We start from the raw sequence: 24612 nt of genomic DNA, 5'->3' as shown, positions 1-24612 counted from the left end.
CCACAAGAATTCGTTCTGAACGCTATCGCATACGCAGCCATTCGCGCCCGGCCGAACAAAAGCTCAAAAAATTACATATCCGGCAGTGCGAATTGGCAATCGGCGGGAAATGCTCCATCTCCAACGTGCCGTCAAGCGAAGCGATCTCTGACATCGCATCGTCGATGGCGCGCGCGCACGTTTCGTATTCGAGGAGTTCGTTGGGCACGATCGCTTCAACATTCGGATGGATGAAATGCAGCGTCGCCCGGAGCGAGTTGATGGGCGCGTCTTCCGGCAGCAGCTCTCGCAACGCGAGCGCGTAGCCTTGCATCTGCAAACGGTAATCGCGCGCCGCGTTGTCGATTTGATCTTCGAATGATGACGCAGGTTGTGCGGCGGAGACTTCGACCGCGACGGCTTGCGCGGCGGCTTCGAAATCGAAGGCCGCCTGGCCGGGCTGGGCGATTCGCGTGGACCCATCAGGTTGCGCGGTTCGCGTCGAATCTCCCCTCCCCGCGCGCGGGGAGGGGATGGGGGTGGGGTTAAGCGGCGCCGCAACCTCTCCCCCTAACCCCCTCTCCGCGTGCGGAGAGGGGGAAAAATCTCTTTCTCTAAAACGGTTCGTCTTGAAATCGATTATCTCCACGTCCAAACCGTTGGCGGCGGGCGTGATCAGCAGCTTGTCGATTGTGCCAGTCAGAATTCCCAGGCGACGGCGCAGACGAAAACGCAATTCGCTCCAAAGGCCCGCAGACGATTTCGGAATGCGGATTTCGGATTTCGGATTGTCAGAAAACTGCAATCGCGATGCGTCCCCGACGCGGCGGAAGACATCGCTCGCCAGATAGTTTTGGGCCAGCGGCAGCAAATCAGCCACCGCCGTCGCGTCGTCGATGCCCAGTTCCCTGCCGGCCAATTGGGCGCGCCGCATCAACCTCACGTGCTCGAAACTTTCGCGCAAGCGAACCTCAGCGTTGTCACCTTCGCAAAACGTTTCGCAGAAACGGTGGATGACGGCGCCTTTCAGAGTCGCCGTTAAGTTCGCCGGCGGTTCAGGCGCTTCGGCATCGTTCCACACCGCGAGTTCTTCAGCGCCCGGTGTCCGCAAAAGCCGCTCGAAGTAATACTGCCGCGGGCAACGCTGAAAATTGATGAGTTGAGTTACGGTGAAGCGTCGCAACGTGGTTCCGCGTTCGGCCTCGACGGGTCTCAACAGCGGGAATATTTTAGCAAGCGGCTGAGATGAATCGATCGTGGATGAAACCGTCGATGTTGCGGGCAGTATGCCCGCGCTCCCAGCCGGTTCGCGACTCACGCGCAAATCGATCTGGACGCCATCTTCAAACTTCAGCACTCCGGTTTGCGGATGCTCATCGAGTTCCAAAGCTTGCCATACCCAGGCGAGCCACTGCTCGCGTTTCGTCTCTTTTAAGTTCTTCAACTCTTTCTCAGTGGCCGCACCGGAGAAAATCAGACGATCTTCCGCGCGCGTCGCGGCGACATACAAAAGCCGCATGCTCTCAAATTCTTCGCGCCAACCCGCGCGCTGTCGCAGTTCTTTGAAAGTCGCGCCGCGCACGACACCGCCGCGGCCGTCAGGCACGGCCACACTGAATCCTCGGTGCCGGTCCAGGACAAACAATGAATTGTCGCGCTGCGAAGCTGCGTAACGCTGGAGATCAGGGAGGATGACCACGGGAAACTCGAGACCCTTTGCCTGATGAATGGTCATCAACCGCACCACGTTCGCCGTTTTGTCGATCTGCCCTTCAGTCTCACGCCCACCGATCTCTTCAAACTTCTCGACGTAGTGCACAAAGTCGCGGATCAGCTCGCCTGATTTTTCAAACGCTTCCGCGAGGCGAAAAAGCTTTTCGACGTTCGCGATGCGATGCGCGCCGTCGAAGTTTGCGGCGATTACGGCCATGAAATCAGCCGCCGCGACCGCATGACGCAGTAAGTCGGCGATCGAGTATCGGCTGCGTCGCTCAATTATGTCGCCGAGGAAGGCTGTGACGCGATCGAGTTCCGCATGTTCTTCTTCATCGATGAACTGAATCTCCCGATGCTGTCGCACTGCGCGCCATAGGTTTCTGCGCGGCAACTTTTTGCCGTCGGTGGTCTCGCCCACCAGGGGCGCCGAACGCAGCGCGAACAGCGCGTTGTCGGAAATGCCGCCAAGGGGCGAGCGCAACACGGCCGCCAAAGCGATTTCATCCGTCGTGTTATCGAGAAACCGCAGCAGCTGAATCAGATCGGTGATCTCTTCGCGTTGATAAAAACCCTTGCCCTGTACAGTCAGGTACGGAATGCCGCCGCGACGCAGGGCACTTTCGTAAATGCCCACGCCGGTGAGCGCGCGAAACAGCACGGCAATGTCGCCGTAATTGATGGGTACGCACGCGTCCCGCGTGCTCTCGGAAGCGGACGAGACGTCCGCGAACCGAACTAATTCCTGAATTCTCGCGACCAGTTGGGCGGCGTCACGTTCGCGAGCATCGCGGCTTTCGTAGCGACTCTGCACTTCATCTTCGGAATAATCTGCTGATTGCCGGTCGGGCAAGATGTTGAAGAGAAACTCAACCAAAGGCGGCGCGTCGCGCGCTTCGCGTTCGGCAATGCTGGCTTCGTGTTCCACGTAACCGAGCTCCGGCAGCTGTTCGGGCGGGACGTCGGCGCGCGGCTGGAAAGTCTTCGCGAAAACGAAGTTGAGACAATCGATCAGCGGGCGCTGACTGCGAAAGTTCAAATGTAACGGCTGTTTGAGGCCCCCTGCGGCTTTGATCGCATCGGTCATTTCGCCGAACACGTCAACATCGGCGCCGCGGAATCCATAAATTGACTGCTTCCGATCGCCCACGATGAAAAGGTTCGCGCCGCGACGCAGTCCGAGCTTCATCATCAAATCGCGCTGCAGGCCGTTCGTGTCCTGGAATTCATCGACGAGGAAAAAGCGGTAACGTTCCGAAATCCGATTCATCAACTGCGGATGCTCGTTCAGCAACTTCAGCGTCCGGAGCTGCAAGTCATCGAAATCGACCACGGAGAGTTTTTGCTTCTCGTCATTAAGACGGCTTTCGATTTCCTGCATCAGGTTCAGTACGGCCAGGGCGTGATCCTTCGCCAGCAGATCGAACCCGATACAGGGAACTCTCCCGTCGAAACACTCCTCAGGCGTTGATTTTTCTCCCCACAACAATGGATCGACAAAGTCGATTTTCTTGATGACACTTTTGTAGGGACGAACGTCGCGCAGGTCTTCGATTGCCTGGCAGTACTTAGCGATGGTTTGTTGGGACGGCGGTTGCGACAACAGCGCGCGCACCCGTGGCCACTCGTTGGCAAGTTTCGCCTGCTTATCGCGCGCGGCCGGTGTCTTGACGCGATCACTAAGCAACTCTGACATGCGCAGGTCGAGGGCGCGAAAGGCTGCTGCGTAGTCTTCGGAGGTTAAGTGATTAGCCATCGCGCGCCGTCTTATCTCGCCGAGTGCGAGTCCTTCGCCACGATAATTCTTGTAGAGATCTGCCAGCACTGCGGACAAAACGCCGCGACCGCCGACGCCCTGCGCGAGCTTCACGATCTTTTCATTACCGTGATGGATGGCATTGCTCAAAGCCTCGTCGACGACGGCTTCGAGCATCATCGTCGCTTGTTGTTCATCGAGCAGCACGAACTGCGGGTCGATGTTCGCTTCGACGGGAAACTCATGCAGGATGCGCGAGCAGAAACCGTGGATGGTCGTGATGACGGCGCCTTCAAGCGTCCGCTTATGTCGGAGCCAGCCCTGGCGCTCAGCCGGTGCCGCGCGGCGCAGCAAAGCATCAATCGCGCCCCGGACACGCTCGCGCATTTCATTCGCGGCACGATTGGTGAAAGTGATAGCCACGATGTTATCGACCGAGGCGTTTTGGGTGCGCAGAATTTCCAGGTAGCGTTCGACCAGAACTCTGGTCTTTCCCGCGCCCGGACCGGCAGTCACGGAAAGGTGACGATCGAGTGTGTACGCGGCGACGGCTTGTTCAGGTTTGAGTTCGGGTGACGTTCCGGGTGATGTGTGAGCCATCGAACATTATGGAGTGCGCAAAAAAGCGACACCGTTTTGGATGGGCAATGCTATCAAACATCCAAACCGGTGTCGCCCCTGCGGCTTGCTGCCGCGCTCTCAATCACTCGCTCCCAGGCGCGGCTTGGACTGTTTCCGCGGGAGTCTTCGGATCGAACGGAGTTTCAATGAATTTCTTGGCAGCGGCTTGGGCGTTATCGTAGTTGCTGCCGGTTTGCAGGGCCTTGTTGTATTCGAACACTGCCTTGTTGCGATCGCCCTTCGCATCGTACGCATTGCCGCGCCTGATGTGCGCCCACGCGTCGATCCAGGTCGGCTTGCTGCTGGTCGAATCGATGGCCGCCTGAAAATTGTCCAGCGCCAGTTGCCAGTTTTTCTGTTCGAAGTAAATTAACGCGAGGTTGTAATAAACCCAGGCGTTGTTTCGATCCAGCTTCAGCGCTGATTCCATTTGCTGCTGCGCTTCGGCGTACTGGCCTTCCTTGAACAACTCGATGCCGCGACGCGCGACGATGGACACTTTCAAATCGTCCGACATGCGCAGAATTTTGTTGTTTGGATCGACTTCGGCCGCGATCGGCTGGCCGCCTGATTCAAAGTCGAAGTCTTCACTGCGACCCGCGAAAACCAATTTCTTAGTCTGCGCGTCGCCGCCTTCGGAACGCAGCGTCAGTTCAACCGGCATGTTGAGATTTTCAAAGTTCTGCCGGACCGTGCCGCGCGTGCGGAACTTGCCGCTGCGCGTGCGGATAATTTGATAATCCACACTGAACTCAGGAACGCCGGTGCCTTCCAGCCACTGCGCGAAAAAGTAGCGCATGTTGCGCCCCGCGACCTGAGACGTGAGCCGCTCAAAATCGTCGACCGAAGCGTTCTTGTTGCGGAACTGTTCCACAAATCGCGCCAGCAGCTCTTCAAACTTGGCGGGGCCCAGGGTCTCACGCAACATGCTGAAGACCATTGCGCCTTTGTAAAAGACGATCGACTGGTAAGCCGCCGACTGATCGTCGAGCGAAGCCGGCGCGCGCGCGATCGATGACGTCTGTTCAAAAGTCAGCGCGCGTTCCTGTTCTTCCCGCTGCGCCGCGTCCAGTTGCGCCCCGGTCAATATTGATTGGCGGAACGCGAACGCGCTCCACTCGGCGAGGCCCTGCGAAACCCAGGCGTCGTCAAACGATTTCAATCCGACGGTCTGTCCCCACCATTGATAGGCTATCTCTCGTTGTAAACGATCTTCGGGAGTCGTGCGGCCTTCGAAAAACTTCGACGCGAGGAACAGCAAGCCGAGTCCCGAATACGCTTCGAACGCTTCATCGTCGGTCTGCGCGACGATCATGCGCGTCCCGAACGCGGGCGTGCCGTACTGCTTTGTGTAGAAGTCGAGCGCGCGCCCCATCAACTCGCCGAACGGCGTGATGCGATTTTCACTGCCGGGCTTAACAAAGAATTGCACCTCGTACCGCCCGAAACGGAGACTCTTGGTGATGAATTGTCCGGCGACAAAGTTACCAACTAACTGCGGCGTCTTCTGCACGAAACGAAACCTGGTTGTGCCGCTCTTATCAACTTGCGGATTCACCGGCTCGTCGCTGATACCGCCCACCTGCACTCCGGTCGGGACGATTACGGTGATGTCTGAGGTCGCGCGGTCAGCCATGTAGTCGTGAAACGGGAACCAACGGGCCGCGTACATCAGATACGAGCCTTCCGTGCCGACATACGCGAGCCGCTTGCTCGCCAGCGGGCCACCTTCCGGCGAAATTAACGCGCCACTCCAGCGAATTCGCAGGGTCACCGGTTGTCCCGCGGGAACCACTTCCCCTAAATCGATTCGGACGTTAGGTCCGAGAGCGCCCGCCCCTACCGGATCCTGGACGACGCCCGGCAGAACCCGGCCATCCTTCTCCACCGCGTTCACTTTTAATGAGCCGTTCAGCTCAAAAACAACGGAACGCGTGGCCTCGAGCGGCGTTAAAGTAACGTCAGCCCCGGCGCGAAGTGTGTGGTCATCCGGCTGAAGCTGCACTTCAATCCGGTAATTCGTGATGTCAAAGCGGGTGCCGGCAACGGCTGGTTGTTGAGCATTTGCAGCACTCGCAAAAGCGACGACGGCGAGCGCGGAGCCAATCAGGGAAAGTAGTTTTGTTCTAAACATAGCTGACGAGTCAGGTCTTGCGTGCATTATTGCACGGTTTAATGAGCCGTTAAATTAGAGGCACCTTGGGCCCCGATTTGATGGCTGGGACGGTGCGGCGGTTGCCGAACTACCTCGACAAACTGTCAGCATCGCGTCTCTTGGCGTGCGTCCTTGACACTGCAGTGGGGCGCGATTAGATTCTCATATCGTTTTCGGTTTTGAAAAACGGCGTCGGCTCACGGGCGCCACAACGTCCACCAATTGAACAATTCAGGAGTTTTTCAGTCATGAAGCTGCATAGGAGATTTCTCAGTTTCGCCGTTTTGTCGGCGCTTGTTTGCGCGGCGTTGCCAATCGCCGCTCTCGCCCAGGGCGGAAAATCAGCGCCCGCCACCAAGTCGAGCCGAATTCCGGTCCGCGAATTCAAACTCAAGAATGGCCTGCGAGTAATCATGTCCGAAGATCACTCGGCGCCGACTTACGCGATCGCGATCACGTATAACGTGGGGTCGCGCGATGAGCGCCAGGGTCGCACCGGCTTTGCCCACCTCTTCGAGCACATGATGTTTCAGGGTTCAGAGAATGTCGGCAAAGGCGAGCACTTCATTCTGGTTGACATGAATGGCGGCCAAATGAACGGCACGACCAACCAGGACCGCACGAATTATTTCCAGGCGCTACCGGCGAACCAGCTCGACCTCGGCCTGTGGCTCGAAGCCGATCGCATGAAGAGTCTGGTAATTAACCAGGCCAACCTGGACAACCAGCGCAATGCGGTCCAGGAAGAGCGACGCCTCGGCGTCGACAATGTGCCCTACGGCAAGACTTTCGAAACGATTATCGGCACGGCGTACGACAACTTCGCTTACAAGCATTCGACGATCGGATCGATGGAAGATTTGAATGCCGCGGACGTGAAGGACGTGGCTGATTTCTTTCGCATCTATTACGCGCCCAACAACGCGGTGCTGACTTTGGTTGGCGACTTCAAAACCGACGAAGCGCTCGCCAAGGTGAAGAAGTATTTCGAAGCGATCCCATCGCAGCCGCAACCGCCGGCCCCGGACATGACTGAACCGGAGCAAAAGGCCGAGCGCCGGGTGGCGCTTGACGACGGTTTCGCGCGTACGCCGCGCATTGATGTGGCGTACAAGATTCCGCAAGGCAACACCGCGGACTACTACGCGCTGAGCTTGCTCGGACAGATTTTATCCAGCGGTCAGTCTTCACGGCTGTACCAGAAGCTGGTCAAGGAGCGCGAACTGGTGGCGCAAGTCGGCGCCGGCGCGCAAGAACGTCGCGGACCCTCGCTCTTCACCGTGACCGCGATCCTGCCTCCCGGCAAGCAACTCGCGGACGTCGAGAAAGCGATTTACGAAGAAATCGAGCGCGTAAAGAACGAACCGGTCGCAGATTGGGAAATCGAGAAGGTCCGCATGGGTATTCGCCGGCAACGGGCGCAGCAGTTACAAGGCACTTTGAGCCGCGCCGTAAGCCTGGGAATTACCGCGGTGTATTACGGCGATCCCAATCTCATCAACGAGATCGAAGCCAAATACAATAGCGTCACCAAGGAAGACATTCAGCGCGTGGCGCGCACTTACTTTAAAGAAACGAACCGCACGGTGATCACCACGACGCCGAAACCGCGCGCGACCGCGCCGGCCGCCGGTTCTAACTAACGAAATCATACCCCGCCCGATTCGTCGGCGGCGTTAACCTGATTAGGTAGATTTGTCAGGAGGAGAAATGAAGTACCTGAATCCATTGAAGCTTAAAACAATTACCGCGACCCTCCTCGGGTTCGCTTTTATCGCCTCAGTTGTCGCGCCTTTGCGTGCACAACAACCGGGACAAGACAAAGGGAGTTCGCGCAAAGCGGTCGAACGAAAGAACCGCGCGCCGGTGTCGAAGGAAGTGCTGCGCGTTAAGTTACCGAAGGCCGTCGAAGCGACACTCGACAACGGCTTAACGGTAATGATTCTGGAAGACCACCGCTTTCCAGTCGTCAACGTGAATTTGCAAATGAGCGGCGCCGGTCCAATTTTCGATCCGGCCGACAAGCCCGGTCTCGCCAATCTGACGGCGCAAATGCTGCGCGAAGGAACGAAGACGCGCAACAGTCGCCAGATTTCTGAAGAAGTAGACAAGCTCGGAGCCACGCTTACCGCCAATTCGGGTTTCGGCTCGACCGCCGCGTCGATCAGCGCTTCAGGTTTGTCCGACAACTTCGATCAGTGGTTCGGGCTGATGGCTGACATGCTGATGAATCCAACTTTTCCGGCAGACGAGTTCGGAAAGCTGAAGGCGCGTCAAAAGACGGGTCTGATGCAACAGCGCACGCAGCCTGGTTTTCTTTCCGAGGAAAGGTTTCGCCGCGTGGTCTACGGGAATCACCCGGCGGCCGTTTATTCGACGACTCCGGCCGTGCTCGATGCGTTGACGCCGGAGCTGCTCGCGGCGTGGCATCGCGATCGTTATGTTCCGCAGAACGCGATTCTCGGCATCGCGGGCGACGTGAAGGCTTCTGAAGTTATTGCGAAGCTGAAAACTGCGCTCGCCGGCTGGAAGCGCACGGACTACAAAGAGAGCTTGCCGGCAAACCCGAAACCGGTAGCCGATGCGAAGATTTACCTGATTGACCGGCCAAATTCAGTGCAGTCGACGATCACAATGGGCAATATCGCCATCGATCGCCGTCACCCTGACTACATTCCTGTTGTCGTCATGAACAGCATTGTCGGCGGCGGTGCCTCGGCGCGGCTGTTTCTCAATCTGCGCGAAGAGAAGGGCTACACGTACGGGGTCTACAGCAACTTCACCGCGGTGAAATATTCCGGCCCATGGTCAGCCGGCGGCGACGTGCGTACCGAAGTTACCGAAGGCGCGATGACTGAGTTCATGAAAGAGCTAAATCGCATTCGGGATGAAAAGGTTCCCGCCGAGGAACTCGAAGAGCAAAAGCGCTCGATCGTTGCCGGCTTCGCGCTTTCGCTCGAGAGCCCGCAGCAGCTGTTGAACTATTCGATCACTCGCAAGATTTACGGTTTGCCGGATGATTATTGGGAGACCTACCCCTCGAAAGTCATGGCCGTTTCGGCGGATGAAGTGCAGCGCGTCGCGCGCCAGTACGTAAATCCGCAGACACAGCAAATCGTCGTTGTCGGCGACGCGAAAAAGATCAAAACGATCCTGGAGAAGTTTGGAACGGTGGTGGTCTTCGACGCTGACGGCAAGCCGCAAGGCACCGGCAAGTAAACAGTCCGGCACTTTCTTAAATCGGAGCAGCTCGGTTCAACCCGGGCTGCTCTTTTTCTTTTTACTTTTTATTTTTACCAGGGACTCGGAGAAGGCGTGGGCGTGGGTCCGGCTGAAGAAGACCGCCCGCCGATCTTGTCATCCAGCCCGTCAAGCGTGCCGTTTATCTTCTTATAAAGATTCTCGATCACCGAACGGCGCGCGATGTCCGGGCCGGCCACATAACTCTTGATGTAGAAGAGCAGCGCTTGATCGCCCTTCCCGTCGGCTTCGAGGGCCGCGCCCAGGTGCCACAGCGACGAGCGCCACAGCGGCGTTCCTTCCGGCGCAGTGCTGACGGCGCGCCGGAAACGTAGAACGGCCTCGTCGGGTTTGTTGAGATTGAAAAGCGCCAGCCCGGCATTGTCTTCCATTTTTCCTCGAAGCAACCCGGACAACGCTGTGCGCGGAGCATCCGGGACAGACGGCGTGCCGCCTTGCGACAGCGCGCGGGCGCGCATATCGGCAAGCTCTTCAGCCTGCACGGCGACCGTCGCGCCCGGCACATTGAGCGCTGCTTCAACACCGGTGGTTGCGCTCTCCATCAAATCCAATACCGTCGAAAGGGCCACGCCCTTCTTCAGAAATTTAGACGCCACGTAAACCTGACGGTAGGTGCGCATCGGATCTTCACCTGAGATGAATTCCTGCGCGAGTGTTGCCAGCTCATCTTCCGGCGGCGAACGACGTTCCGCGTTGAGCGCGCTGGTAAACGTCAGCAGGGCCTTCAGCATCTTCGCGTTCGCGTCAGAATCGGCCGTCTTGTTCTGAAAGATTGCCGCGCGCCGTTCGGGCGCCAACAATTCGGAAAAGTTTGCGGCCTTGACCGGCAATCGACCGGCAAGCTTCGTTTCGATCTGACCGTCTTTCAGCGAAAAAGACTTAGCCAATTGCGCGGCGGCTTCGTCATACAACCCGACCGACGCGAGCACGTTTGCCAGCTCGTAATCGAGTGTGGGAAAGCGGCTATAATTTTGCGCGAACCGCAGCACGCGTTCCGCATCCAGCGGTCGCTTGTCCGCCACCAGCGCGCGCGCGTACGCAATCTGCGCCCAGGAATATCGCGGCTCAAGCGCGACTGCCCGTTGGGCTAGATCGAGCGCCCGGCCCGGGTTGCCGCGCGCCATGAACCAGTAAGCTGCGCCCACCAGCAGCGGCAAGTTTCTTGCTTTTTCCGGATCCTGAAGCGTGGCGTTTAACTCCAGCACCGCTTCTTCCTGCTTCCCGGACTCCAACAAAGACACGACGGCGCCGGCCCGCGCCGGATTATTTTTCGGATCAGCCTCCAGCACTTCGCGATAAAGCACCAGTGCTTCTTCGCTTTTTGCCGAGGCACGCTTCAAATCCGCCAGCGACAGCTTGGCCGATGCCAGCTTCGGATTCAGCGCCAGCGCTTTCGCGTATTCAGCTTCCGCGTCTTCAAGCCGCAGCGCGATGTGACGCGCCGCGCCCAGCGCCTGATGCGCCGACGCCACTTCAGGAGCGTTCTGAACGGTTAGCTCCGCAAGCCGATTGGCCTCCTTCACGTCCTCAATGCCCAAATAGAACTGTGTTACCGCGAGCAATCGCGTGGGATTAAGTTTCGCCAGGGCTTCGACGCGCCGCGCGGCTTCGTAGGCAGCTTCACGCTGGCCACGAAGAAACAGGTTCATCGGAATGCGTGCGATAACTTCCGTAAAGAGGCGATCGCTCATGTCCGTCGGAGCTTCCGACATTGCGAGCTGAAACTGCTGAAGGCCTCCCCGAACGTCACCGGCCTGAAGCTTTTGATCGCCAAGTGACGCCCGCGCAGAAACGATCAGTTCATTAGCGCGACGGACAGCAACGGACTTGGGGTGCGTTGCTATAAACGTTTTCAAAAGCTCGATGCGTTCGGCCAAAGGCTTCGTCAACGTCAGTTCTACTTCTTCTAATTCGTCTTCAGGATCCGCAGGAGGGACGGGCGAACGCGTCGGCCGCGCGGGTCGGGTGGGTGTGTTCTTTGCGACGGAGCTCGGCGACGGCGATTCAGATGGCGGAGGCGAAGCCGCTGGTGTTTCCGCCGGCGATTCAATTGGCGACGCAGCCGGCATCGCGCTGGGTTCAGCCACCGGTGTCTCAGTCATCGCTGGGGATGGCGTCGGACTCTCCGCCGGGGTCGCGGTGGCTTGAGGTGTCGGCGTAGCCTCGGGCACTGGAGTGCCGGAAGGCGTTTCAGTTGGCGTTGCGGTCGGCGTCGGACTGGGGACGTTTTCCGGCGACGGCAATCCGCTGGGCTGCGGCGCCGGTGTGTCAGCCGGCGGCGGACTCTCGACAGTTCGCGGCCGCGTCTGCGCGACGGCCACATCGTCGGCCGGTACATCTAACTGTGCAAAAGTGAAGTTGTGCTGCTCGCCAAGGCCGTTAACAAACGCTTGCACGCCGGTGACCAGCCCGCCGCTGAAATCGCGCGCTTCGAATTTAGGACGCATCCGCCGTCCCATCTCGCCCACCAGACCGTCTGGAAGAGTTGTCTGCGCCGCGCGGCTGAATTGCGTGAAGAACTGGCCGGTGTCCGCCGCGATAACCATTAGCAGCGTCTTGCGCGTTGAAGCTCGCGTGCCCACCTGCCAGTCGTTCGCAATTCGCAGTGAGTAGTCGTACATGTCCGCCGACCCGGCTGTCTTAACCACGGCAACTATAAGGTCCACGTCAGTTCGGGTCTTTAAGCTTTGTAGCACCGTGTCGAGACGTTGCTTAGTTGCCGGATCGAGCACTTCGGCAAAGTCGTTGATGTTTCCGGACGGCGCCGGCAGTTTGTCCTGGGCGGACGCACTGACAAAGACATGCGCCACGCAAACCAAAGCCAGCAGGGCTGAGAGGATCAATGCCCGGTAATTCTTTTTGGAAACTCTGTTTGAAAGATTAGTCATTAGGACGGCAAAGAAGTCGGGAAAGATTGAAACGGTGGGGCATGATAACATCACGCCGAAGGCAAAAGGAAAAAGGCAGTCAGAACCGCCTGTAGTAGCGGGGTCCCCACGCGGGCATCCCGCGTGGAGTGTAGGATGCGGGCGGTTGAATGTTGTTGGCTAACGTTACTCGATCATAAGGTTCAACCGACCGCTATCCCGCGGTCGGGATTCTGACAAGATGTCCGATGAGCGAACTCGAAGACGCCTGGGAACTTGCTTTGGCTGAAGCCCAATCGCGTGCACACGCGACCGGGCAAGCAGACGTTGCCGAATTTCTGACCGTGCGCCGGCGCAATGACCTGCTGCGGCGTACCGCGATCGATTGGCTGCTCAACGAAGTCATTCTACTTGCCGGTCAGGCCAATCGCGGCGGCGCGGGAATTCAGATCGAGCAGAAAGAGCCGCACAGATTTTCGCGTCGCAACGCCACCATGGTCGGCCGGCAAGTGACGCTTCGCCGCGGCGTTCGCGAACTCACCATTGAGTGTGGCTGGCCGCGCACCCCACGCGACGGCATTGTGCGCGGGGGAGGCTTGGCCTGCGCGAACATCAAACACTTTGGACGGCGCGGCGCGAACTCCGAGCTATTGCTGACGCCGTTGTCGAAAGACAAGCCGCATTGGTTGGTCGCCGACGATGATACCGATCGCACAGTGTTCGCTGAAGAGACACTGCGTTCGCACTTCGTTACTTTCCTGCGCGACGATTAGCCAGGTACGCACGCCTCTGGCGTGCAGCATGCCCGAGGCCTGCGTACCCACCAAGCCTCTCTTAACGATTTCCGCCCTCGTTTGCACGGTATGCCGCGCATTGCGCGTTCGGGACGCCCTTTCCTCGGGTCTGCCCAGCCTTCGCGCTGGATCCATCGGAACGGCACGGTCATTGCCAACCATAAATGCAGTTCGGGCGCGGAGCGTCACATGAACACTTGGTAAGGAGAATTGAAATGAAAACGCAACTGATTAGATTGAGTTTGGTGGTCGGTTTATTGGCGCTGTTAATTCCCACTGTGGCTTCGGCGCAAAGCTGGCCGGATTATCGGCGTGACCGCGATAACGGTCGTTACGACAATCGCTATTTGCGCGACAGCGTTCATCGGCTGGATCGGCTCGCAAAAGATTTCGAGAGAGACCTCGATCGTAATTTGGATCGCAGCCGGGCCGATGGCACGCGCCGCGAAGACAGGTTGAACGGCGAGGCGCGTCAGTTTCGCAATGCAGCCGGCAATCTCAAGTCCAGTTTTGGAAACGGGCGTGACCTCAGCCGCAGCCGCGACGAAGCGCAGCGGGTGCTGAGCGAAGCCAGCCGGCTGGATCGCGTCATGGGCCGGATGAACACGCAGGCGAGCTATCGCTGGTCTGAAATCCGCCGCGAGCTGAACATAATCTCGAATGCCTACGGCATCGGATACAACGGCTCAAACGACGATTGGCGTCGTGGCCGGCAGGACAACCGCAACAACGTTCCGTGGTGGGAGCGAATCATCCGACCATAACTGACTGACGGAACAAGTCGTCACCGTTCGAGAGCCTTGCGCGATTCGTCGAGCAGGGCTTTCGCCTTTTCAGCGCGCGATGACAGAATAGCCCGCGTGCCCGGAGAACTGTTCATCGTCGCGACGCCCATCGGCAACCTCGAAGACATTACCCAACGCGCCCTCCGCCTGCTCCGCGAAGTTGATCTCATCGCTTGCGAAGACACACGCCACACGCTAAAGCTCCTGAGCCATTTCGGCATCGCCAGGAAAACGATTAGTTATCACGAGCACAACGAGCGTGAACGCGCTGCAGAACTTTGTGCACTGCTGGAATCGGGAAAGAACATCGCGCTGGTTTCGGACGCCGGCACGCCTTTAATTAACGACCCGGGCTATCGAATTGTGGCCGCGGCGATCGAACGCGGTATTCGCGTGATACCGGTGCCCGGCGCCGTCGCGTTAATCGCGGCGTTGGCGGCTTCCGGACTGCCCACCGATGAGTTTTTCTTCGGCGGTTTTTTACCGGCTCGGGCGAATCCGCGACGGGCCAGGTTGGAAGAATTGCGCGCGGTGCGCGCGACGCTGGCTTTTTACGAAGCCCCACATCGAATCGCGGCGGCGCTGAAAGATGCGGCCGAAGCTCTCGGTAATCGCCGTGCCGTCGTCGCGCGCGAACTAACGAAGCTTCACGAAGAATTCGTCCGCGGAACTTTGAATGAATTGGTCGAACAGTTTTCGAAAGTGGGTACGGCGCGCGGCGAGATGGTGCTGCTCATTTCCGGCGAAGCTGTCGAGAGTTCACCGGCGAATACCGAACAGACAACCACTGAACGAGTGATCGAGCGCGTGCAGGAACTCGAGCGCGAAGGTTTAAATTCGAAGGAGGCTTTGAAAAGCGCCGCGCGTGAGCTGGGCATCAAACGCGCTGAAGCTTATCGGATAATGACGGCTCAGAAGAACCGCCGCCCGAAATAGAACAACAGATAATCTCTAGTTGGTCGTTTAGAGGCGGGCTACCTCTAAACTAAAAACTTCGGTCTTAAAACTGACCTACCCCGCCAGATTTCCAATGGGCCCATCAGGCTTCACGATCGGCTTCACCGCCGAATACGGAACTAAGACGTGCTGCGGGCCGGCCGCGTATGCCGCAACCTGATACGGATCGAACGTAATCCAAAGACCCTTCCGCGTGATCGTCCACGCTCGGTAATTGTCCGCGCGCGCGGCGGCTCCATCTTGTATCTGGTCGTCCATGAGCATGTCGTTGCTCTTACGCTGCTCCTTCAGATCTTTAATCGCATACACCGAGATCACGCTGAGATAGTTCGATTTCGGATTGAATAGATCCGCCAGCTCGATTCGTTTGCCGTTTTTCACGTCGAAGTTCAGCACGGCCGTGATGCTGTTGCCATGCGCCGCGCCGCGCGAGTATTGCCCTTCGGTAAACTCGACACTGATCAAATCGTCAGTTGCCAGTCGCACCTGGTATCCAATGTCGAGGGAAGAGGTCTGTGTTTCTTCCGGAAGATCTCCCTCTTCTTCGAGCGCCGCGGTCTCAGCAGTTTTAAAAGCCGCCACGTCTTTGGTGATCATCGCGCGCGATTCGCGATTGAACTTATCGAACCGCGCATCGCCTTCTATCTGAGGATACTCAGCGTCCACCGAATACTTTGCTTCTTTGTTGTTTTCGCGAATCACTTTCGGCACGATTCGGACCGCGGCGGTGAATTCAATTGGTTGCTGAGAGATAAAAAAGTCAGTCTCTTTCGAGCCGTCAGGTCGTGACCATTTGCCTTCAATGTCGGCCAAACCGGTTGCATTGGATTTCCATTTGCCTTTGAAGACGCCGGTTTCCTTTCCCGTTTCATCGGACTCGCGGAGAGTGACGTTGCCGTCCTTGTCGATCTCGCCTTTCAAATCAATGTTCTTGGCGATTCGAGGATAAAAATAGGTGCCAGTTAGAAGCTCGCCTTCGCGCACCAGATTCATTTCGATCGACAAACTCGCGATCGAGCCGCGGAAATTGACTTTCTCGCCGGCCGGCGCTGCGCCGCCGCCCAAAGTGTCCTGCGCTGAAGACGTCGTGTTGGTATTCGCGATTTGCTTCGTCGTTGATTTGCGGCACGCGCCGAAAAGCATGACCGCGGTCGCGATGAAAAGGATTAGTTGGGTTTTGCTTCGCATGTCTTATAAGCCCTCCCTTACGGTCGGACTACTGCCTCGTTGGAGTTGGCGGATTGCGTCTTCACCCATCCGCGTTTTTGCGCTTCCTTTCGAATATCTTCAAACGTGAGCTCGCACAATTTGCCGCCGGAAAAAATCTCGCTGTTCGTAACGTCAGCGATGGCAAACGGCGGCAATGCAAACGCAGCCATCTCTTCATCTGTTGCGAAACCCGTTTCCGCCAGCGTCAGCCCCAACAAATCGCCGAGAAACATATCGACCGAAAATCGCCGGCCCTCAAAGTCGAAATAGTACCGGTTCTTCCGAATCTCGTTCGCTGCGAATACCGACAGGGTCTCAGCTTCGAGGGCGTTCAAGTAAATGTTTGTGATGATGGTGCGCGAAAGATTTTCAGGTTCCGGGGCAAACTTCTGCGTGAATTTCACAATCCATTTATTCGTCTTCGGATCGCGCACTTTTCGAATCCGCAGCCGTGTGCCGGTGATGTAGCTATCGGTGATTTGCAGGTGGTGATCGGTCCGGATCAAGCCCTCCGGCAGGTCGTTCAACAGAAAACGCCGCTCGCGCTCGACGCGCGCGTATTTGCTTTCGGGAACGACAGTATTTTGATCGGTTAACTTGGCAACGCCCATGGTGGAGTCAGGGCTTTACTTTAGCCGCAGCCAATGCGAACGGCCAAGCGAAGTTTAGTAGGACGCTGGCGATACTGGTTACTCAGGCCAAACCGCAAAGAAAAACCGAAGTAAGGAAACCACTGCGGATTACAATTAGTTTTTTTGGAAGCGGGAGGGCGCTAATTGGCGGTATGATGCGCCGTTAATGAGGAACCGTTTAATTCTCAACTTCGCGCTGACGCCGTTCTTTGTTTTGGTGCTTTGCTTGGGCTTTGCCCAACCGGCTCTTGCTCAAGGTGGAAAAGCCGAGCCACTCCGCGTGCAATTTCCCCGCGGGACAAACAGTGCAACTTTGAAGGGTACGATACGCGGCGATCAACAATTCGAGTACGCGGTGGAAGCCCGGGCGGGCCAATGGATGCTGATAGAGGTCACATCCGCCCCGCAGGACTCAGCAATATTCCTCGTTAAAGACCCTGACGGTAAGGACGAGTCGTATCACTACTACTGGTCCGGCACGCTAAAACAGACCGGGGACTATGTGGTCTTCGTGACGAAGCCGGCAGATTACCGGGTCGCACGTTTTTCGCTCACCATTACAATTGATAATGCGCCCAGCAACCGCACCTCGGCCCCGCCAGCCGCACTTGCGGCGGCGATGAGAAAACTTATCCGCGCAATGCGCACTCGTAACACGTCTTTATTTCTTTCTCTGTTTTCGCGCACGCGCCCGTTTTTTCACTTGAATCCGATGAACGTGGGATCAAAGAAATATTTTCGCAACTCGATTAGCTACGCGCAATTAACCAGGGATGTGAAGAAGAAAGGCGATCTTTATTGGCTATTGATCGAGCGCGCCGATAACGGGGACTTCGATGCCTTTGTGGATAACTTTCCCGACAACAAAATGTGGACTAGCTTTAGGGGAAATAAGTTTGTGCCTCGCGGCGAGCACCTTACCAGCCACACCTATGTTCGTTGGCGCCGCGAAGGCGACCGCTGGGTCATCGCTGAAATAAGTTACGCGACGGCGTGATGAGCGACCTGCGCCCGGCCGATCGGGCAAATTGGTTATGGCAGCCGGCTGTTGCGGCGCGTATAATCGGCCTCGGCCCCTCAGAATTCGAAAGGACAACCTAAACCCCAGACTCGTCTCCCGGGTTGTCTTAATCAACTTCAGCTGCCCTTCGTCAAAGATGCAGCAGTGCGCCCGGATGGCCGCGTGCGCGCCAGGAATAACACGAAGGAATGAGCGAACAGTCTTTTGGAAACAGATTGATGATGCAAAGCAGCATCGCCCGTCGATGGGCGATCCATTTGTCGGCGCTGCTTTTTTGCCTGAGTGCGTTCACATCTGCGGGCGCGGCAACGCTGCCTGCCGGTTTCACGGAAACTCAAATCAGCGGACTCTCTAATCCGACCGCAATGGCCATCGCTCCCGACGGCCGCATCTTTGTTTGTCTGCAGACGGGGCAACTGCGAGTAATTAAGAACGGCGCCTTGCTGCCGACGCCGTTTGTCACGCTAACGGTGGATCCCCAGGGCGAGCGTGGACTACTGGGCGTTGCTTTCGACCCGGACTACGCAACCAATCGCTTTGTTTACGTCTACTACACCGCCACTACGCCCGCAACGCACAATCGCGTAAGCCGTTTCACTGCCGACATCGCCAATCAAGACGTCGCCGCAGCGGGCAGCGAAGTGGTCCTTCTCGACCTGGAAACGCTCAGTGCAACTAACCATAACGGCGGCGCCATCCATTTTGGGCCGGACGGGAAGCTCTATATTGCGACTGGGGAGAATGCGGTTCCTTCATTTTCGCAGTCGCTGGCCAACCGGCTGGGAAAGATTCTGCGAATCAACTCTGATGGAACGATTCCGGCAGATAACCCAACCTCATTTCCAAACATTGCCGGATCTCCCTCAGGCGTCAATCGCGCGATCTGGGCCGTTGGCTTGCGCAATCCATTCACGTTTGCGTTCCAGCCCGGCACAAGCCGCATGTTCATCAACGACGTCGGCCAAAGCTCCACGGAAGAGATTAACGACGGGATTGCCGGGTCGAATTACGGTTGGCCGACTTGCGAAGGCGGCTGTTCAATTTTGCACCCTAACTTTCGTGACCCCCTGTTCCAATACGGTCACGGATTCGGCCCAACGACCGGCTGCGCGATTGCCGGCGGCGCGTTCTACAACCCTGGCACGCTCCAATTCCCAGCCAAATACGTGGGCAGATACTTTTTTGCGGATCTTTGCAGCGGCTGGATTCGCTTGATGGATCCATCGAACAACACGGCCGAGGGCTTTGCCTCAGGAATCTCGCAACCAGTCGATCTGGCAGTCGGATCAGACGGGAGTCTGTATTATCTGGCCCGCGGATCCAGCGCCGTGTTTCGCGTGCAGTATTCCGGTGGATCCACCCTCGCGATTAACAATCTCACGATTACCGAGGGCAACAGCGGGACGTCCGTAGCGACCTTCAACGTACTTCTGTCGCCGGCGAGCGCGCAGACAGTGACGGTGAATTACACCACTGCCAACAACACGGCATCGGCCAGCACTGACTATGTCGCCACTGGTGGCACCTTAACTTTCCCTTCCGGGCAACAGTCACAACCGATCAGCGTCACCATTAACGGCGATACGACTTTCGAACCTAACGAGACTTTCAACGTCAATCTTTCGAGCCCGGTTAACGCGACGATAGATGACAATCAAGGCGTCGGCACGATCACAGACGACGATGGTCCGCCCGTGATTTCGATAAACGATGTCAGCGTGACAGAGGGAGCGAGCGGAACGACCACCGCGACATTCACAGTTTCGCTCTCACATACGAGCGGTCAAACGGTGACAGCAAACTACGCTACGGCCGGCAATACCGCGACTTCCGGCACCGACTTTGTGGCTGCCAGTGGAACGGCATCTATAGCTTCGGGTCAGCTTTCTACTACCATCAACGTCACCGTCAACTCAGACATAACGTTTGAACCGGCCGAGACTTTCTTCGTCAATCTCACCAATCCGAATAACGGCACGCTCGGCGACAGTCAGGCAATCGGCACCATCAACAACGACGATGCGGAACCAACGATCTCTATCAACAACGTGTCCGTAGCTGAGGGAAACACCGGTACGTGTAACGCCGGCTTTACTGTGTCGTTGTCGAATCCAAGCTTCCAAACCATCACCGTGAATTATGCGACGGCGAACGACACGGCGATAGCCGGCACTCACTATGTGAGCACGAGCGGCACTCTGACGTTCACTCCGGGAACGACTACACAGCCCGTCAATGTTCAGGTAAACGGCGATCTCTTCAACGAAGCGGCAACGCTTACTTTTAATCTCAATCTATCAGCAGCGACGAACGCAACCATTTCCGACAGTCAGGGCGTGGGCACGATTCTGGACGATGATAATCCGGTGCTTGCGACTGAAGAGAACTCGCAACGCGCGATTGCCCTCAACTCATTCTTGTTCTTGCGCGATCCGTTCTCGATAACTAATCCCGGGTTCCTGAACACGGACCCACGAACGCGCGTTGCGCTCTTCGCGACAAACCTTACCGTAACTCAGGGGCTCGTGGTGACTGCCCAGGCAGTAGACTCACAACAAACAGTCCATCAACTTTCGGTCGAGTTCGTGGGCAGCTTATCTACTTTCGCGGGCTTTACGCAGGTGAATGTGAAGCTTCCCGACGGAATAACTGTCGCAGGCGATCTGCAGGTGAGCATTACCGTTAATGGTAGGACGAGTAACGTGGTGCTCGTGGGAGTCACGCCGTAAGCGACAATAGTGCGATCCGGTTTTCCAAAGTCCCTTTCGCTCAACTCAAATCTCAACTAGAATGCCGCCCGCTAGTGGCTAGTCCGTTTACGTCAACCTAAAAACAGATACGCGAGGAGTTCACTGTGAAGAGCTTCAGAGCATTTCTCATCCTAATGATGGTGGCAAGCCTCGGGATTTCCGCGCGGCCGCAGAATCAGCCGCGCCCCGGAATCACGACGCAGCCAACCGAAGGCCAGGGCGTGGTCGTTCTAAAGGCCGCTCGATTGATTGATGGCACGGGCGCGCCCGCCATCAACAACGCGATCGTCATCGTCACCGATAACAAGATTACGGCGGTCGGCGACGCGCGATCCCTGCGTGTACCGTCCGGCGCAAAGGTAATCGATCTCGGTAACGCGACTTTGTTGCCGGGATTTATCGATGCGCACACCCATCTGATTGGCCGAGTGCTCGGCGATCCGGATGGCGAAAACGCCGCGGTGAGAGACTACTCCGCGTTTGGAGCAATCCTTGGCGTCAATCACGCGCGCGAAACGTTGATGGCCGGTTTCACTTCGGTTCGGAATGTCGGAGCTTCGGGACCTTTTAACGACATCGCTCTGCGTAAAGCGATCGAGGAGGGCTGGGTTCCCGGTCCACGCATGCAGACCGCGGGTCACTCGCTCGGAATCACGGGCGGCCATTGCGATACCAATGGCTACCGACCGGGCATTTTTGACAAGGGAATCGAAGATGGAATCGCAAACGGCCCGGACGAAATTCGCGCCGCTGTGCGTTATCAAATCAAGTATGGCGCTGGGGTGATCAAGACTTGTGCGACTGGCGGCGTCTTGTCTGAAGTCGCGGCTGTCGGCACGACGCAATATAGCTTTGAAGAAATGAAAGCCCTCGTCGATGAAGCTGCGCAGCACGAACGCAAGGTGGCCGCGCATGCGCACGGGACTGAAGGAATCAAGGTCGCCACCCGCGCGGGCGTCGCTTCAATCGAACACGGATCGTTTATCGACGAAGAAGGCGCGCGGCTAATGAAAGAGCGTGGGACTTATCTCGTGCCGACCTTGATGGCTGCCGAAGCAGTTGAACGCGCCGCGAAGAACGGAGTCTTGAAAGGCTTGCGTGCGCAGAAAGCCCTGGCGGCAGCGGCCGCAATGCGTCGTGGCATCAAGATGGCTGTCGCCACCGGGGTGCCGATAGCTTTCGGCACAGACTCGGGCGTCATTCCGCATGGCACCAACGCGCGCGAATTCTTCCTGCTGATGGATTGGGGCGGCATGTCGAACATGGACGCGATTTCTACGACGCTGAACTCTGCGAAGCTGCTCGGCTGGGACAAAAACCTCGGCTCGCTGACGGTGGGTAAATGGGCCGACATCGTCGCCGTCTCAGGCGATCCGTTGAAAGATATTCACGCGATGGGAAAGGTTACGTTCGTGATGAAGAATGGCGTGGTTTATCGGAAAGATTGATCCCGAAGGCAATGAGATGCGCCATGAAGTCAGTACGGGAGCGGACCGGGGTTCCCGAGCGGGCAGCCCGCGTGGGGTGGTGGATGCGACCGGATCTACAGGTACCTTACTCCGTCGCTACCGCTCCGGGTACTGACCTCACCGCCTCCGGGTTCTCACTTCAGGCTTCAGATTCGTCCTAAACAACTTCAGAATCCTCTTGTACTCGTCCGCCCAACTCTCTTCCCTTTCAAACCCGTGGTCTTCGACCGGGTAAGGTGCGACTTCCCAATTCTCTTTGCGCAGTTCGATCAATTTCTCGACCAGCCGCACTGTATCCTGAAAATTCACGTTGACGTCAACGACGCCGTGGCAGATCAGCAGCGGGCCTTTCAACCCGTTCGCGAAATAAATCGGTGAGCTGCGTTTGTAAGCCTCCGGATCGGTCTGCGGCAGATTCAAAATGTTGCTGGTGTAAGGATGATTGTAGTGCGCCCAGTCCGTCACGGGTCGCAAGGCCGCACCCGCGGCAAACACATCGGCTTCCGTGAACATCGCCATCAACGTGATGAAGCCCCCGTAGCTGCCACCATACAGTCCGATCCGTTTCGGATCGACACCGTGTTCCTTCACCAGGTAATTCACCGCATCGACATGATCGATCAGATCCTTGCCGCCCATGTGCCGATAAATCCCGGTACGCCAGTCGCGGCCGTATCCCGCGCTGCCGCGATAGTCGATGTCGAGCACCACGAAACCCATTTCCATCAGCAAGTGATGAAACATGTACTCGCGATAGTAGGAACTCCACCACCGATGCACGTTTTGCAGATAGCCGGCGCCATGCACAAACAGTACCGCCGGCCCGCCACCTTTGTAATTCGAAGGCATATACATGCGGCCCCAAACCGTTGCGCCGTCGCGCGCTTTGAAGCTCACCAGCCGCGGATCGATCCAATCATGGGTAAAGAACTCCAGAATCGGCGAAGTGGTCAGCGGCTTCAGTCGGGCGCTGGCGTACTCATCCATCGGTATATTCGGAATGAGATAGAGTTCCGGCGGCAGGTTGCTGTAAGACCGCACGTCCGCCAGCATCGTTTCGTCGGGCGAGACCGTCGCCTGATTGTGTCCCGGCATGCCGGTGATCTGAGTTCGCGGACCTCCCGTAAGCGCCATCGAAAACAAGTGTCGTTGAAAGACACTGCCTTCGCTCGACGTGAAATAGAATTTGGTCTTGTCTGCCGACAGGCGCACATCTGAAACTTCAAACGGCCCGGAAGTCAGTTGTACGGCCGCGCCACCATCCTTCGAAACGGAATAAAGGTGTGCCCAGCCATCACGCTCTGATTCAAAATAGACAGTCGTGTTGTCGGGCAGCCAGCCGAGTGTGTTAGCGCCCGGCCCATCTACCCACGCATCGTCATGGACGGACGCGAGAACTTTAGTTTTGCCCGTAGCCGGATCGAGGAGCAGCACCCAACGATCTTTGTTGTCGGCCGCGCGCGCCAGCAGCGCCGCGCTCTTTCCATCTTCGGACCATTGGACCGGCGCTAGTTGTACGTCGCGATCTTTCGGTGGAGTCGGTTTTGCTTGCGAATCGACCCGGTCGCTACCGCTCCCGGTACTGACCTCACCGCGATCACGTTGCGCTTGCTCGGTCGTGTTCATTTCAGTCCGCTGAACGGCGGGAGTCGCCGGCTGCTTCTGCCCATGATCGACGTTCTTCGTCTCGCCTGATTCGACATCGATGATCAAAAGGCGCGTACGGCCCTGCATGTCGCCAACTTTGCTGCGGCCCGGAATATCTTCGGTGTAGGCCGATTCGGTCACGTAGTTCGGCACGATGATGTTCTTCGCGCCCGATGCCGGTTCGCTGATGGTGGCAATCACATACTTGCCGTCGGGTGACAGGTTCAGATTGAGAACATTCTGACCAATAGGAATGCTGAACGGTTTGCGCTTCTCGCGTTCTTTGCGTTTCTTCTCCTGCTCTTCGCGCTGTTCGGCGCGCTCGCGGACGGCATCGATTAGCGCGCGCTCTTCCTTCTTCAAGTATTCCTGACTGTCGGTTCCTCTCGGCGTCGAGCTCGGCGATGCCAGTGCGCCAATGCGAATGTCGGTGAGCTGCTCGAGCAGCCCGCTTTCCAAAGACATCACGTACAGGTTGTTCGTTCGCGTGAAGTAGATGCGTTTCTGATCGAACGTGAAGCGCGCGTTCGTTTCGGACTCGACGGTGCGAGTGATTTGGCGGCGCGCCTGTTTGGCGTGGTCGTAGATGAAGATGTCGCCCTCGTCCGTGAAGACGGTCATCGTCTTGTCTTTCGATAAGTCGCCGGACGCGGGCGGCGCCTGCTTCGCTTCTTCATCCGTCAGACGACGCAGGCCCGTGCCGTCACGATTGATGACGTAGAGACTCATCTCTTTCAGGCGCGGCTCGTTCGCCTGCTTCCAACGAAAGTAAACGCGCTGGCTGTCCTGCGACCAGTAGACGCCGCTGGGCTGATGGCCCACCAAACGCGGCCCGCGCATGATGCTGTCAACGGTGAGCTCGAATGGTTTCACCGGCGGCTTGGCGGGTGTTTGCGCGAGCGCGAATTGCGCGAGAAGACAAATCGCGGAAAGGGAGGCAGTCAGTTTTTGCAGAAGTCTGGTTTTCATGGTTATCCTGCGAGTCCTAACAACAGG

The 24612-nt window shown here is 57.4% G+C and carries 14 protein-coding genes; 8 read left to right on the top strand and 6 right to left on the bottom strand.

All coding sequences use genetic code 11. From position 1 onward, the window contains the following. Positions 1-22: 22 nt before the first annotated feature. Positions 23-4048: a UvrD-helicase domain-containing protein gene (locus VFX97_19930; protein ID HEX5705481.1), complete on the bottom strand. Its 4026-nt coding sequence runs from the start codon at positions 4046-4048 to the stop codon at positions 23-25. A gap of 103 nt (positions 4049-4151) precedes the next feature. After that, positions 4152-6203 carry a M1 family aminopeptidase gene (locus VFX97_19925; protein HEX5705480.1) on the bottom strand — a complete coding sequence of 684 codons (2052 nt, stop codon included), beginning with the start codon at positions 6201-6203 and terminating at the stop codon, positions 4152-4154. 269 nt (positions 6204-6472) lie between these two features. Here VFX97_19925 and VFX97_19920 point away from each other — a divergent pair, with 269 nt between their 5' ends. Both VFX97_19920 and VFX97_19915 read left to right on the top strand, forming a co-directional pair. Next, the gene (locus VFX97_19920) at positions 6473-7867 is read left to right on the top strand and encodes a pitrilysin family protein (GenBank protein HEX5705479.1); all 1395 of its coding nucleotides are present in this window, start codon (positions 6473-6475) and stop codon (positions 7865-7867) included. A 67-nt stretch (positions 7868-7934) separates the two neighbouring features. Further along, positions 7935-9443: a pitrilysin family protein gene (locus tag VFX97_19915; GenBank protein HEX5705478.1), complete on the top strand. Its 1509-nt coding sequence runs from the start codon at positions 7935-7937 to the stop codon at positions 9441-9443. A gap of 74 nt (positions 9444-9517) precedes the next feature. Here VFX97_19915 and VFX97_19910 read toward each other — a convergent pair whose 3' ends face one another. Then, a complete protein-coding gene (locus VFX97_19910; protein HEX5705477.1) occupies positions 9518-12373 on the bottom strand; it encodes a TPM domain-containing protein in 2856 nt (951 codons plus the stop codon). A gap of 227 nt (positions 12374-12600) precedes the next feature. Here VFX97_19910 and VFX97_19905 point away from each other — a divergent pair, with 227 nt between their 5' ends. The 3 genes from VFX97_19905 to rsmI all read left to right on the top strand — a co-directional run bounded on the left by VFX97_19905 (position 12601) and on the right by rsmI (position 14867). Then, positions 12601-13125 carry a hypothetical protein gene (locus VFX97_19905; protein ID HEX5705476.1) on the top strand — a complete coding sequence of 175 codons (525 nt, stop codon included), beginning with the start codon at positions 12601-12603 and terminating at the stop codon, positions 13123-13125. Positions 13126-13361: 236 nt separating this feature from the next. Then, positions 13362-13910, top strand: coding sequence for a hypothetical protein (locus VFX97_19900; protein ID HEX5705475.1), 549 nt, complete (start codon positions 13362-13364; stop codon positions 13908-13910). A gap of 96 nt (positions 13911-14006) precedes the next feature. Beyond that, positions 14007-14867, top strand: coding sequence for a 16S rRNA (cytidine(1402)-2'-O)-methyltransferase (gene rsmI / locus VFX97_19895; protein ID HEX5705474.1), 861 nt, complete (start codon positions 14007-14009; stop codon positions 14865-14867). Between the two features lie 75 nt (positions 14868-14942). Here rsmI and VFX97_19890 read toward each other — a convergent pair whose 3' ends face one another. Beyond that, on the bottom strand, positions 14943-16076 hold the full coding sequence (locus VFX97_19890; GenBank protein HEX5705473.1) for a DUF3298 and DUF4163 domain-containing protein: 1134 nt from the start codon (positions 16074-16076) through the stop codon (positions 14943-14945). A 17-nt stretch (positions 16077-16093) separates the two neighbouring features. Then, positions 16094-16708 (bottom strand): hypothetical protein, encoded by a 615-nt coding sequence (locus tag VFX97_19885; protein ID HEX5705472.1) that lies wholly within the window; start codon positions 16706-16708, stop codon positions 16094-16096. Between the two features lie 187 nt (positions 16709-16895). Between VFX97_19885 and VFX97_19880 the strand changes: the two genes are divergently transcribed. The 3 genes from VFX97_19880 to VFX97_19870 all read left to right on the top strand — a co-directional run bounded on the left by VFX97_19880 (position 16896) and on the right by VFX97_19870 (position 21948). Continuing rightward, complete coding sequence (locus VFX97_19880; protein HEX5705471.1) at positions 16896-17726, top strand: hypothetical protein; 831 nt, start codon at positions 16896-16898, stop codon at positions 17724-17726. A 212-nt stretch (positions 17727-17938) separates the two neighbouring features. Then, positions 17939-20479, top strand: coding sequence for a PQQ-dependent sugar dehydrogenase (locus VFX97_19875; GenBank protein HEX5705470.1), 2541 nt, complete (start codon positions 17939-17941; stop codon positions 20477-20479). Positions 20480-20604: 125 nt separating this feature from the next. After that, positions 20605-21948 (top strand): amidohydrolase family protein, encoded by a 1344-nt coding sequence (locus VFX97_19870; GenBank protein ID HEX5705469.1) that lies wholly within the window; start codon positions 20605-20607, stop codon positions 21946-21948. Between the two features lie 138 nt (positions 21949-22086). Here the strand turns inward: VFX97_19870 and VFX97_19865 are convergent, their stop codons facing one another. Continuing rightward, a complete protein-coding gene (locus VFX97_19865; GenBank protein HEX5705468.1) occupies positions 22087-24585 on the bottom strand; it encodes an alpha/beta fold hydrolase in 2499 nt (832 codons plus the stop codon). Positions 24586-24612 lie beyond the last annotated feature (27 nt).

It is taken from the genome of Pyrinomonadaceae bacterium (genome assembly GCA_036277115.1).
Taxonomy (GTDB): domain Bacteria; phylum Acidobacteriota; class Blastocatellia; order Pyrinomonadales; family Pyrinomonadaceae; genus UBA11740.
Note: the sequence above shows the minus strand (reverse complement) of the source record. Positions and strands in the feature narration are given on the sequence as shown.